Origin of the sequence: Trichocoleus sp. FACHB-591 (assembly GCF_014695845.1) — a bacterium.
Taxonomy (GTDB): Bacteria; Cyanobacteriota; Cyanobacteriia; order FACHB-46; family FACHB-46; genus Trichocoleus.
This window is the reverse complement of sequence record NZ_JACJPA010000032.1, coordinates 80948-93284: the sequence shown is the minus strand read 5'-3', so window position 1 is coordinate 93284 and position 12337 is coordinate 80948. Positions and strand designations below refer to the sequence as shown.

General features: G+C 51.2%; 11 protein-coding genes. 8 read left to right on the top strand and 3 right to left on the bottom strand.

Features of this window, described 5'->3' with window-relative positions; genetic code table 11:
- Window positions 1-47 precede the first annotated feature (47 nt).
- Complete coding sequence (locus H6F90_RS05600) at window positions 48-674, top strand: HNH endonuclease (RefSeq protein ID WP_190550952.1); 627 nt, start codon at window positions 48-50, stop codon at window positions 672-674.
- 50 nt (window positions 675-724) lie between these two features.
- Here H6F90_RS05600 and H6F90_RS05595 read toward each other — a convergent pair whose 3' ends face one another.
- From H6F90_RS05595 to H6F90_RS05585, 3 genes are all read right to left on the bottom strand, one after another.
- A complete protein-coding gene (locus tag H6F90_RS05595) occupies window positions 725-2197 on the bottom strand; it encodes a class I SAM-dependent methyltransferase (protein ID WP_190550950.1) in 1473 nt (490 codons plus the stop codon).
- A 142-nt stretch (window positions 2198-2339) separates the two neighbouring features.
- Window positions 2340-3506 (bottom strand): pyridoxal phosphate-dependent aminotransferase, encoded by a 1167-nt coding sequence (locus tag H6F90_RS05590; RefSeq protein ID WP_190550948.1) that lies wholly within the window; start codon window positions 3504-3506, stop codon window positions 2340-2342.
- Window positions 3507-3588: 82 nt separating this feature from the next.
- Window positions 3589-4671 carry a class I fructose-bisphosphate aldolase gene (locus H6F90_RS05585; protein WP_190550946.1) on the bottom strand — a complete coding sequence of 361 codons (1083 nt, stop codon included), beginning with the start codon at window positions 4669-4671 and terminating at the stop codon, window positions 3589-3591.
- A gap of 319 nt (window positions 4672-4990) precedes the next feature.
- On the opposite strand from H6F90_RS05585, the gene H6F90_RS05580 reads away from it, so the two are divergent.
- The 7 genes from H6F90_RS05580 to H6F90_RS05550 all read left to right on the top strand — a co-directional run bounded on the left by H6F90_RS05580 (window position 4991) and on the right by H6F90_RS05550 (window position 12271).
- Window positions 4991-7213: a phosphoketolase gene (locus tag H6F90_RS05580; RefSeq protein ID WP_190550945.1), complete on the top strand. Its 2223-nt coding sequence runs from the start codon at window positions 4991-4993 to the stop codon at window positions 7211-7213.
- A gap of 75 nt (window positions 7214-7288) precedes the next feature.
- The gene (locus tag H6F90_RS05575; protein ID WP_190550943.1) at window positions 7289-7936 is read left to right on the top strand and encodes a hypothetical protein; all 648 of its coding nucleotides are present in this window, start codon (window positions 7289-7291) and stop codon (window positions 7934-7936) included.
- A gap of 2 nt (window positions 7937-7938) precedes the next feature.
- Window positions 7939-9264, top strand: coding sequence for a four-carbon acid sugar kinase family protein (locus H6F90_RS05570; protein ID WP_190550941.1), 1326 nt, complete (start codon window positions 7939-7941; stop codon window positions 9262-9264).
- 89 nt (window positions 9265-9353) lie between these two features.
- On the top strand, window positions 9354-10367 hold the full coding sequence (gene minC / locus H6F90_RS05565) for a septum site-determining protein MinC (RefSeq protein ID WP_190550939.1): 1014 nt from the start codon (window positions 9354-9356) through the stop codon (window positions 10365-10367).
- 190 nt (window positions 10368-10557) lie between these two features.
- Complete coding sequence (minD, locus tag H6F90_RS05560) at window positions 10558-11364, top strand: septum site-determining protein MinD (protein ID WP_190431103.1); 807 nt, start codon at window positions 10558-10560, stop codon at window positions 11362-11364.
- Window positions 11365-11477: 113 nt separating this feature from the next.
- The gene (gene minE / locus H6F90_RS05555; protein WP_190431102.1) at window positions 11478-11759 is read left to right on the top strand and encodes a cell division topological specificity factor MinE; all 282 of its coding nucleotides are present in this window, start codon (window positions 11478-11480) and stop codon (window positions 11757-11759) included.
- Complete coding sequence (locus H6F90_RS05550; RefSeq protein WP_242024346.1) at window positions 11756-12271, top strand: ferredoxin; 516 nt, start codon at window positions 11756-11758, stop codon at window positions 12269-12271. Before minE ends, H6F90_RS05550 begins: the two co-directional genes overlap by 4 nt.
- The last annotated feature ends 66 nt before the right edge of the window (window positions 12272-12337 follow it).

Sequence of the window (12337 nt, the reverse complement as noted above, 5' to 3'; positions counted from 1 at the left end):
AGTCACCCTTGTCTCGGTTTAGAGGCTTTTTTGATGCAACTTAACTTATGGAGAAAAGGTTGAGCGATCGCCCCTGTTTTCGAAAGCCAATCCCTGAAATTGCAGATGCCGCACGTTATTTGGATGCAGCAGTATCAGCCCATCTTGTCGGACGATTTGATTTGGCTGAGGCTTTGATCTGTCTTGCCGATATTCCCACAGTTCGAGAGTGGACAGAATCTCTCTGGGGTGCCAACAGCCCTTGCACGCAGTACCGAGTTGTAGCGAATGCACCTCTGCACTTGCCGCAGGATCAACGGGTTCCGAATCGGATGCCAACAGTAGCCCAAAAACATTTTCTGCATCAACGGGACGGCTACCACTGTAGATTTTGCGGTATCCCAGTCATCGGAGGTGAAGTCCGCGATCGCCTCAGAAAGTTTTATCCAGATGCCCTGCCGTGGGGAAAAACAAACCCAGAACAACATGCCGCCTTCCAAGCTCTATGGTTGCAGTACGATCATCTGCTGCCTCACGCCAGAGGTGGCAACAATGATTTAGAGAATGTCGTGATTACTTGTGCACCCTGTAATTTTGGTCGCGGAAGTTACACATTGGAAGAGGTTGGTCTAGCTGATCCCAGACTGCGAGAACCTGTTTGCTCGACATGGGATGGATTAGAACGATTCTGTTGAGCAGTGCGATCGCTTTGGCGCTGAATATTGTCAATATTCAATCTCGAAATCTAGGCTTGATAGGCAATTTTACGAACAATCACTTGATGCCCTTTGTGCAAGATCTGGATTTTGTCCTCAAAAGCAGATAAGAAGGCATCAACTCCCACTTTAGTACTCCAACTGGGGTAGGAAGCTAACCCTTGAAAACTGTTTGATTGCGGGTTGTAGTAAGCACTACGAATAAAAATGTAATCATAGTCGTCAAAAATAATCAAACCACCTAGCTTGATTAAACGCCAAGAAATGACTCCATCCTCCAATACGTCACTGGCAACATGCGAACCATCAATATAAATAAGGTCGTAAGTATTTAAAGGTAGCGATCGCAGAACCTCCTGAGACTTGCCTGCTAATTTAGTCACTTTGTTCGCAGCCCCAGTTTTTGTGATATTGGCATCAAACAACCGATTGTATGGCGGTTGAAAAGTATCTAAACAGGTGAGGTGCGCGGCTTTATCACTCAGAATGTTGTCGAGCAACCAACAAGCAGAATGCCCCTCAAAACTGCCAATTTCAATTGCTTGTAAACCTGGCTTGTGAGCTAACGTTTGCAGATATTGCTGCCAAGTTGGAATACTCTCAGTAAAAAAGTCAGAGTTGAACTGATAACCTTTAGTATGAATTTCTTGCCAATGAGTTTTCACTAACGCCAACTTAGCTGACATATGAGCCAGATCTGGCTGTAGAGCGATCGCAGCTTGATAGTGCTCGATCGCTAATTCATACTCGCACTGTCTCAGAAAAATATTGCCCAACTCTACGTGAGCTAGAGCATAGGTTGGTGATATTGCCAAAGTTCGTTGCAAATAGGCGATTGCATCTTCGGTTTGCCCTTGGGCTGACCAGGCCAAACCAAGTTTGTAATAAGCTTCAGCAAAGCGAAGTTCTACACGCATTAGTTGCTGAGCAGCCACCGTAAATGAGTCTAGTAAGGTAACTTTAGCTGTCAAATAAGCTTCGAATAAATTTAGCGAACTACGATCTAAAGGATTAAGCGCTTCTAGAGTAGTGAGTAGAAGTTCTAGTCTGAGCGAAGGCATAACTCCAGACTGTAGCAACGTGGCAGCGTCAGCCAATGCTTGTTTTCCTTCAGTCCAAAAACTCCCTAGTTTTGCAGGCAGGAGCGCCATTGCAAGCAGATTATTAGCATCCTGTGGTGTTAATTCGTAAATTTGTTGGCGAATTGCCCAAACTTGATGCCAATTTTCTTTCGCTTCTTGCTTCAGCACTTCACTGCTTAGGAGGCCTAAAAGTTCTAGAGTACTAGCTTCCACTTGCTCAGGCTGAACCTCTGCAATCGCAGATAACCAAGTTGCTTGTGCTTCAGACTCTCTGTCCTGCAAGAGCAGCGCTAAGCCAAGATACCAATAAGCATAGGTACTGGTGGAATCAGTAGCGATTGCCTGCTCACAAAGCGCGATCGCTTCGTCGTAGTTCTGTTGTGCTAGGTAGATAGTAGCTTGCTGAAGAGATGATGACATCAGAGTTAAACTTCACCCATGTAAATTCATGATGTGAAAGGGCCTCATCTCAGGCAAAAGCTACTAATGGTAGGCAGTCTCTTACCTGCAATTGCCGCTTGTCTGAAGGCCGTTTCATCGGGTCGCCTCCAGTATGCCCAGATCAAAGACGACTGGTGACAAATTGCGCTAAGCGTTCCATACCTGTTTCGATCGTGGGCATGTCGGTGGCGTAGGAGAGACGGATGTGCTCATCTGCACCAAAGGCAACGCCTGGAATTACCGCGACCTGTTGAGTTTCGAGCAACTTATCGCAGAACTCTAAGGACTTGAGGCCAGTCTTGCTGATATTGGGGAATAGGTAGAAGGCTCCGTCTGGTGGCGGGCAGCTCAGACCAGGAATCGCGTTCAGGTGGTCTAGCATCACTTGGCGGCGTTGGGCAAAGGCTTGCCGCATTTCTTCCACGCAGTCTTGAGAGCCTGTATAAGCTGCGATCGCCCCGTATTGAGCAAAGGTGCAGACATTAGAAGTGCTGTGGCTTTGCAGCGTACTGACTGCCTTGATTAAATCCGTCGGGCCTGCCAGGTAGCCAATTCGCCAGCCTGTCATGGAGTAGGCTTTGGCGAAACCGTTACTGATAATGGTGCGCTCAAACACTTCTGGGCTGACCGCACCAATGCTGAGATGTTCTGCGTCGCCGTAGATCATCTTTTCGTAGATTTCGTCCGAAACCACTAGGATGTCCTTCTCGACGATGACTTGAGCGATCGCGCGAATTTCGTCGGGTGTATAAACGACTCCAGTGGGGTTGGAAGGCGAGTTGAGAATAAACAGGCGGGTTCTAGGCGTGATGGCTTGACGCAGTTGGTCGGGGGTGACTTTGAAATCGCTGGCAGCATCTGTTTCGAGAATTACAGGCACTCCTGCGGCCAACTTCACCATTTCTGGGTAGCTGAGCCAGTAAGGGGCAGGAATAATCACCTCATCGCCGAGATTCAACAGGGCCAGCATGAGATTGAACAGAGAATGCTTACCACCATTGGTGACGACAATCTGTTCGGCTCGGTAGGACAGGTGATTCTGGCTTTGCAGTTTTTGGGCGATCGCTTCTCGCAGCTTTGGTTCCCCTGCCGCTGGGCCGTATTTGGTTTTGCCCTGATCCAGCGCTTGCTTGGCAGCTTCTTTAATATGCGTGGGGGTGTCAAAGTCAGGTTCCCCAGCGCTGAAACTACACACATCAATGCCCTCGGCCTTCAGAGCTTTCGCTTTTGCGGCGATCGCCAATGTCAAAGAAGGTGATACCTGCCCCACTCGTGCTGCCAGCTTCATTACGCTTTCAGGTTTGTTAGATGTCAGATTCCTAGATTAATCCAAAATCTCAAATCGCAAAGCGTCAATCACAAAGAAATCATCAGGCGATCGTCACATCGGGTGACAAGTAAACGTCTTGAATGGCGTGAAAGAGTTGCACTCCTTCCTCAAACGGACGCTGGAAGGTCTTACGACCTGAGATTAAGCCAGAACCCCCGGCGCGTTTGTTCACCACAGCAGTCCGGATGGCTTCGGCAAAATCATTTTTACCAGAAGCACCGCCAGAGTTGATCAGACCAGCTCGTCCGGCGTAGCAGTTGAGCAACTGATAGCGGGTGAGGTCGATGGGATGGTCGGTGGTGAGTTCAGAGTAAACTTTCTCATGGGTTTTGCCGTAGCTTTTGCCTGTGGCTTGGGCGACTGCTTTATAGCCGTTGTTAAGTTCGGGCAATTTTTGCTTGATGATGTCGGCTTGGATGGTGACGCCGAGGTGGTTGGCTTGGGCGGTGAGGTCGCCCGCTAGATGATAGTCTTTGTCTTGCTTGAAGGCGTCGTTGCGTAGGTAACACCAGAGGATCGTGGCCATGCCGTATTCGTGAGCGAGGGCAAAGGCTTGGCTGACTTCTTGAATTTGGCGATCGGATTCTTCAGAACCGAAATAAATGGTGGCTCCCACGGCCACGGCTCCCAGGTTCCAAGCTTGCTCGACTGAGGCAAACATGATCTGGTCGAATTTGTTGGGGTAGGTAAGGAGTTCGTTGTGGTTGAGTTTGAGGATGAAGGGAATTTTGTGGGCGTATTTGCGCGAAACGCTACCTAAGACTCCTAAGGTGGTGGCAACGGCGTTGCAGCCTGCGGCGATCGCGAGTTTAATGATGTTCTCGCTGTCGAAGTAGATGGGGTTGGGGGCAAACGAGGCACCCGCAGAGTGTTCAATGCCTTGGTCTACGGGCAGAATCGACAAGTAGCCTGTGTTGGCTAGGCGGCCATAGGAGTAGAGCTGTTGGAGGCTCCGCAAAACTTGGGGGGAGCGATCGCTCTGGGCAAAGATGCGCTCGATCCAATCGGGGCCAGGCAAATGTATAAGGTCTTTGGAAATTTTGGCTTTGTGGGTTAGGAGGTCTTGGGCTTCTTCGCCAAGCCAAGATTCGATGGACTGCGGCACAGATAATGTAGCGGTCATAGTGCTTGTCCTCTGCTTCAGAACGGTGATCGTCTGTTGTTCTCTCTATGGTAGTTAGCTTGTCTAGGAAGTGGTGTAAGTGTCTGTATCTACAGAATCATTTGGGAATCCGAGCCTTGGGGGTACTCGCCCCCAAACCCCCGCTGAAGGACGGCTGCGTCCTCCAGACCTCCTCCAGACGAGTTTAGGTGTTAGTGTTTCGACTTCTTAAATTCTTTTAGCTCCTGCCTTACCTTCCAACCCTCACCCCTCACTCCTCCCTGTACTATGGGAAAGGGTTATTTGACCTGATCCGTTTTTGCAAATAGGTGTCTTCAGCATGACCGCAGTCACTCCGAATCCTATGTCCGCTGTTCCTGCTTTCTGTGAGGGCATTCAGTATTTTGGTGATACGGTGCCTGGGTTTGATGCCTATGGCCAAGCTCCAGCGATCGCGGAGGGGCAAAAGGCGATCGCGAGTTCGACGGATCAGGCAGCGGTTTATCAGACGATGCTGGCGGCGGATGCGTTGCGCTATCTGATTTTGCAGGTGACGGCAAGTAAGGCTTCGGGGCATCCGGGTGGGTTTGCTAGCCAAGCGGAGGCTTATGCGGCGCTGGTGATGTTGGGTCACAAGAACATCATTACGGAAGTGGGGCACCACGCGCCTGGGTTCTACAGTGGGATGTTTCTGGATCGCTCGTTGGAAGCAATGGGCATCAAGACGGTGCAACAACTGCGCGATCGCTTCCGGGAGAAGCATGGGTTATTAGGGCACTTGTCGGGTTATATTCCGGGCATTTTGGCTCCGGCGGGACCGTTGGGGCAGGGGCAACACTTTGCGATGGCGGCGGCGCTACTGCACCGGAACACGCTATTTCCTTACACGGTGGGCGATGGGGGCTTGGGTGAGCCTTACGTTATGAGTTCGATGGCCCATTTCCACACGGCTTACCCGGAAGCAACCAATTTCCTACCCGTGTTGGTTTGGAATGGCTTTAGCCAAGAGCACCACAGCATGGTGTCGCTGAAGTCTAACGAAGAAATGCTGGCTTTCTGGCGCGGTAATGGGTTTGAGGAAGTAATTTTGGTGGATGCCAAAGCCTTCGATGACCAGAACCAACCTGGAGATTATGTCGATAGCACTGCTTTTTCGTTTGAGCAGCGGTTGGCGTTTACACAGGCGGTATTGGCAGGAGTAGATCAAGCAGCTCAGTCAGCGTTGGGCGGCAAGCTGACGGTATTTATCATCAAGCAACTCAAAGGGGCTGGGGTGCATGCTCGCGGTGCGAAATCCCACAACCTCTACGCCCATCACACCTTAGACAACCCCGATATTGTGGCAGCACTGCAAGCTCGCGCTTTGCCAAGTAAAGCTTGGGAACTGGTGCGGACCAATTTTGAGCGATCGAATGGGGGGCCATCCGCTAAGACTGCGGTAACTGAGTCGGAACTCCCCTTGCCTGAGCTAGGCAAATTACCGCTAGAAGAGTACTCGGTGGGTGGTGATCCTAAAGTATCTACGACAGCGATGGGGCACTTGGTAGCTGCGGTCGGGCAACGCGATCGCAACTACATCGTGACCAATGCAGACGGCAACGAAGCTTCGGGGATTGCCAACATCAACCAAGCCCTCAAAATCATTCATCCCACCACCGACGACCTCTACAACCAAAGCCCCACAGGTCAGGTTTATGAGCCTTTGAGCGAAGATGCTTGTGCAGGACTGGCCGCAGGTTTGGCGTTAATGGGGAGCCGTACGCTCTGGTGCTCCTACGAATCATTTGCCATCAACGGCTTACCGATTTGGCAAACGGTGACGCAGGCCATGTCTGAGCTGCGCCGCCCCACGCCTTCCACCGTGACGCTGTTTACGGCTGGAGCCTTGGAGCAGGGCCGCAACGGTTGGACTCACCAACGCCCTGAAGTGGAAGCCTACTTTGCCGCCATGATGCGGAATGGCAACGTTTTCCCGCTGTTTCCACCCGATGCCAACAGCATCCAAGTCTGCTACGACTGGGCCTTAACGACCAAAAACAAAGGCATTGTGATCACAGCCAGCAAATCACCTCTGCCGATTCGCACCACGTTCGCCCAAGCTCAGCAAGGGTTAGAGCAAGGAGCCGTCACGCTCCAAGAAATTGCAGGGACAGAAGGCGGCAAGCTCGTGGTCTTGGCCGTGATTGGCGACATGACTCTCATTCCAGCCTTGGAAGCCGCTACCTTCTTGGAAACAGAAGGACTAGCAGTGCGTGTTGTCTCCATCGTCAACCCCCGTCGCCTCTACCGTGCCTCTGATGTAGCTTGGGACACCTGCTCTGAAGCTGACGGCACTTTCTTGGATGATGCTGGCTTTGCAGCCCTATTTGGCGGCGATGCCCTGCTCGGCATTACAGGCGGTGCCAGCGGCATGCTAGAGCCGATCATGCTCCGCAGCACCAGTAAGCGGGACACCTTTGCCTGGAAACGTGGTGAAACTACAGCCAGCGCCGGAGAACTGATGGCTTTCAATGGCTTGACTGCGGAAGCGATCGCCAAACGTGCGATCGAACTCGTTCATTAAGGCTGGAGCATAACTCTGCCCCTATCCGTCTCTTGCTAAGGTAGGGGCACAGCAGGTTTCGAGGAGCATCGACTGATGCGATCGGATTTACAGAGCTTGGAGATTACTAAAGGCGAGCTACGGCGGCTAAGTGGGATGCGTCGCGGCGACTTGCTGATTCCTCCCACCAGAAGGCAAGTGAGTTGGGAAATTCTCAGGACTCTGCTCGCGATCGCCCTCCTCGGTCTCAGCTATTGGGTTTTAGCCCTAAACTTTGCCAACCACACTTTTCTGCTAATCGCGCTGCATCTCAGTGCGGTGATAGGGCTGATTGTAGATGATGTGCAAACGATTCTCTTTAGTCAGAAAAATCGTCATCTCATTAATCTAGTGATGGATGTCGATCGCTACAACGCGGTGATCAAAGCGATCGACATTAATGATCAAATTGAAGCGGCAGGCAACTCAGAAGTAGCTCTGAATAATCGTGAGCAGGTAATTGAGGCTTTGGGACTGACCAGAGCTGATTTAGTTCGGGCGCTGAAAACAGAAAGGATTTTGCGAACAAATCAACGCTTTATTGCTCGTCATTCGGATTTATTTGACAATAACTTGACAGCTCTAGCAACTTTACAAGTTAATGATCAAGCCAGCGAGCATGGACGATTGCTGAATCAGGCATTGGACATCGCAGTCGATGTGCAAGCAGAAATGAAAAAGTTGCAAAATCAGCGATTCAGTTAAGCATGACTACCAAGCCCAAAATTATTGTTCTAGATGACGACCCCACGGGTTCGCAGACTGTGCATAGCTGTTTGCTCCTGACTCGCTGGGATGTAGAGACGCTGCGGGTCGGCTTAGCTGATGAGTCTCCCATCTTTTTTGTTCTGACTAATACTCGTGCCTTGTCACCCGAAGAAGCCACAATCGTGACGCGGGAAGCTTGCCAGAACTTAAAGCAGGCGATCGCCCTCGAATCCATCCAAGATTTTCTAATTGTTAGTCGCTCTGACTCCACGCTACGTGGTCACTACCCCGTCGAAACCGATGCGATCGCGGAAGAACTTGGCCCTTTTGATGCTCACTTTCTCGTCCCTGCTTTCTTTGAGGGCGGTAGATTCACGCGAGACAGCATCCATTACCTGGTGGTGAACGACGTGCCCACTCCAGTCCATGAAACCGAATTTGCCCGTGACTCTGTGTTTGCTTACCACCACAGCTACTTGCCTGATTATGTGGAGGAGAAAACTCAAGGGCGCATTACTGCTGATCAAGTTGAGCGCTTCCTCACCGCTGACATTCAAGCTGGGGTGCGCGATCGCTTGCTGCAACTCACCAATAACCAATGCGGCGTAGTCGATGCAGAAAACCAAGCTGACTTAAATCAATTTGCGACTGATATTTTGGCAGTAGCGGCAGAAGGAAAGCGGTTCTTGTTTCGTAGTGCGGCCAGTTTACTCACCGCGCTAGCTGCTCTACCTCCCCAACCCACTGCGCCAGAAGATATGGCCCAGTACGCCAGAGATGGCAAGTCAGGTGCTGTCATCGTGGGTTCTCATGTTAAGAAAACCACGGAACAGTTAGAGCTACTCCTGCAAGAACCAGGCATTGTGGGGGTTGAGGTGGCAGTCGCTCGGTTAAGAGATAGTGATGCGGATAGCCGCGCCGCTCTCTTAGACGAAACGTTGCAAGCAGTCCGTGAGGCTCATGATGCTGGTAAAACGCCCGTGGTTTACACCAGTCGCCAAGAACTCACCTTTGAAGATGTGCAGGTACGGCTAGACTTTGGTACAGCCGTTTCAGCGTTGCTGATGGATGTCGTACGAGGATTACCTCGTGAGATTGGTTTTCTCATTAGTAAAGGAGGCATTACCTCCAACGATGTGCTGAGTACAGGCTTAAACTTGCCCACAGCTCGACTCTTAGGCCAAGTTCTGGCAGGCTGCTCAATGGTTTGCACTCCTGCCAACCATCCTCTCTTCCCCAACTTGCCTGTGGTGCTGTTTCCTGGCAATGTAGGTGATGCCGATGCCTTAGCTACGGTTTATCGTCGGCTCAACAAACCTAGTTAAAATACAGTCCTACCCTCTCCATGAGGGGAAATGAATCTGCAAAGTCCCCCAGAATCGTTTCAGGTTCTAACCGCTTAGGCACGTTTCGCATGACCTCTGATTCCTCCAACAATCCTATTGCTGCTCCATCTGCTGCCCCCACTCAAAGCAACGCAGTTGTAACTCCTAACCCTGCATCTGCCGGAGCCACAACCACAAGTACAGCGACACCTCTCAATCCAACGGCACCTGCTGAGTCTGCTGCGGAAAGTTCTGTTACGGCTGGTGACGCAGTTCCTGATGCCGCTCCCGATGCGGCTGCTCAGCCTACAGAGTCAGCTTCTGCTCCAGAACAACCTCTGATCAAAGACCTCCAGGTGCGGTTTAAGAGTGAAGAGGGGCAATTACTTTTGATGTTGCCTCCCGAAACGGAGACGACAGATCCGCCTTCCCCGACTGCGCTAACTTGGGCGGACTTGTGGCAACAACTCAAGCAACGCTTATCGGGAGGCGATCGCTTTTGGCAACCCGGAACCGTTGTGCATCTGATGGCACGAGATCGTTTACTGGATGGGCGACAACTGCAAGCGATCGCCGATGCCCTCTTGGAAGTGCAACTGCAACTCAAGCGGGTCTCCACAAGCCGTCGTCAAACTGCTGTTGCCGCAGCCACCGCAGGCTACTCAGTTGAGCAACAAGCTCCTGTGGCTCACCTCAGCCAACCGACTGCTACTCCACCGCCCGCCTTAGCTGATCCGCTCTACATTCAGACCACGGTGCGTTCTGGGGTCGAGATTCGCCATCCCGGTACGATTGTGGTGCTCGGAGACATCAACCCTGGCAGTTCTCTGATTGCAGACGGCGATATTTTGGTTTGGGGGCGGTTGCGGGGTGTGGCGCATGCGGGCGCGAGTGGGAATACCCAGTGTCGGATTATGGCGCTGCAAATGGAGCCGACCCAACTGCGGATTGCTGAGTCTTTAGCTCGCGCTCCTGAAAAGCCACCCGCCCAGTACTATCCAGAAGTGGCTTATGTTACCAGCGAAGGAATACGGATCGCCCGCTCTGCCGATTTCGCTAAAACTCAACTGCTGATCTCTGTCCAGTCAGGCCAAACCTCCTGACATTTTGACGGGAGAATGGTTGAATGAAGAATTCTAGGTTCTGCGTCAGTTTCACCGATATTGGTTCTGGTGCATTAGAAGCGGCGATCGCAGACGATTAATAAGTCTCGCTGAATTAATTTCGGTGAAAATGCGGTTTAAGTTAAAGTTAATTGAAAGTTGAAGTAAAGTTCATTCGTCTAACCACCTCATGAGTCGCGTTATTGTTGTTACATCTGGAAAAGGAGGGGTGGGCAAAACCACCACCACAGCCAACTTGGGCATGGCCCTGGCTCAACGAGGTCGCAAAGTTGTGGTTGTGGACGCAGATTTTGGCCTGAGAAATTTAGATTTGCTGTTAGGCCTAGAAAATCGCATCGTTTATACAGCGGTGGAAGTGTTGGCGGGTGAATGTCGGCTAGAGCAAGCGCTAGTGAAAGATAAGCGCCAAAGCCGTCTCGCCTTGTTACCCGCTGCCCAAAACCGCACCAAGGACGCGGTGAGTCCTGACCAGATGAAGCAGGTGGTTAGCGCCTTAGCTAAAGCTTACGATTACGTTTTAGTAGATAGCCCTGCTGGGATTGAGATGGGCTTCCAGAATGCGATCGCCGCCGCTCAAGAAGCTTTAATCGTCACCACCCCAGAGATCGCCGCAGTCCGAGACGCAGATCGAGTCGTGGGCTTGCTCGAAGCCAATAACGTCAAGAAAATTCGTCTGATCGTCAATCGCCTGAAGCCTGCAATGGTGCAGGTCAATGACATGATGTCAGTGCAAGACGTGCAAGAAATTCTGGCCATTCCCCTCATCGGTATTATTCCCGACGACGAGCGGGTGATCGTTTCCACCAACCGAGGGGAACCCTTAGTTTTATCCGAGACTCCTTCGACCGCAGGCACTGCTTTCAGTAATATTGCCCGCCGTTTAGAAGGCGAAACTGTAGAGTTTTTAGACCTCACCCCCAACAACGGCAGCGTTTTCTCCCGCATTCGTAGATTTTTTTCCACCAAGATTCTCTAAACCGCTTTCCCTAGGTCAAGGCTTTTACTCAGATTGCATTTACCGCATCGCTAGCCTTTAGCCTCTCTTTCTATTCCATGCTTTTGCCAGACTCTTGACCCTCCCCAAGCTCCATGATCAATGAACTGTTAGAACGCTTATTTCCCCGTCCAGGCAACGAAAGTAGCCGCCAAGAAGTGAAGCGCCGTCTGCAATTTGTTTTGGCTCACGATCGCGCTGACCTTAGCCCTGAGTCGATGGATCAAATGCGGCGAGAAATTCTAGACGTGGTATCTCGTTACGTTGAGATTGACGCTGAAGGTCTGGAATTTTCTCTGGCTAACAATGAACGAGTCACGGCTCTAATTGCTAACTTGCCCATCCGTCGCGTCCGGCAAGAGCCTGAGGAGTCATGAGCGCTAGTGCTTCTCCTGATTGCAACTCTCTTGCCAGTTGTGCTCAAGCCCTAAAGCTCGACCAAATCCAGCGGCATGTCTTTATTTGTGCCGACCAAACGGTGCCCAAGTGCTGCGACAAGCAATTGAGCTTAGCATCCTGGGACTATCTCAAGCGGCGCTTGAAGGAACTGAAGCTCGACACCGCTCCTGCTGCTGGGGCGATTTCTAAGGAGGCGATCGCGGATTCAACCTCGACTGCATCTCCTTACGTCTTTCGGACCAAAGCCAACTGCCTGCGCGTTTGTCAGCAAGGCCCCATCTTAGTCGTCTATCCGGATGGAGTTTGGTACCATAGCGCCACGCCAGAAGTGATTGAACGCATTATTCAAGAACACTTGATTGGCAATCAAATTGTGTCAGAATTTGCCTTTTTGACTCATCCGTTGCCGGATTCGTCCGAGACCACCACTACAATCGACCTAAAAGTTGGTGATGCAGCCGCTGAAACCCTGGCAGTAGCGCATGATTGAGCGATCGCAACTCTAACTTTGTGTAGAGGAAAAACCGCTAGCATCATGGCTTAACGATTAAGCGAA

Coding starts and splice junctions, on each gene's coding strand:
- H6F90_RS05600 (WP_190550952.1), top strand. CDS start 48: ATGGAGAAAAGGTTGAGCGATCGCCCCTGTTTTCGAAAGCCAATCCCT.
- H6F90_RS05595 (WP_190550950.1), bottom strand. CDS start 2,197: ATGTCATCATCTCTTCAGCAAGCTACTATCTACCTAGCACAACAGAAC.
- H6F90_RS05590 (WP_190550948.1), bottom strand. CDS start 3,506: ATGAAGCTGGCAGCACGAGTGGGGCAGGTATCACCTTCTTTGACATTG.
- H6F90_RS05585 (WP_190550946.1), bottom strand. CDS start 4,671: ATGACCGCTACATTATCTGTGCCGCAGTCCATCGAATCTTGGCTTGGC.
- H6F90_RS05580 (WP_190550945.1), top strand. CDS start 4,991: ATGACCGCAGTCACTCCGAATCCTATGTCCGCTGTTCCTGCTTTCTGT.
- H6F90_RS05575 (WP_190550943.1), top strand. CDS start 7,289: ATGCGATCGGATTTACAGAGCTTGGAGATTACTAAAGGCGAGCTACGG.
- H6F90_RS05570 (WP_190550941.1), top strand. CDS start 7,939: ATGACTACCAAGCCCAAAATTATTGTTCTAGATGACGACCCCACGGGT.
- minC (WP_190550939.1), top strand. CDS start 9,354: ATGACCTCTGATTCCTCCAACAATCCTATTGCTGCTCCATCTGCTGCC.
- minD (WP_190431103.1), top strand. CDS start 10,558: ATGAGTCGCGTTATTGTTGTTACATCTGGAAAAGGAGGGGTGGGCAAA.
- minE (WP_190431102.1), top strand. CDS start 11,478: ATGATCAATGAACTGTTAGAACGCTTATTTCCCCGTCCAGGCAACGAA.
- H6F90_RS05550 (WP_242024346.1), top strand. CDS start 11,756: ATGAGCGCTAGTGCTTCTCCTGATTGCAACTCTCTTGCCAGTTGTGCT.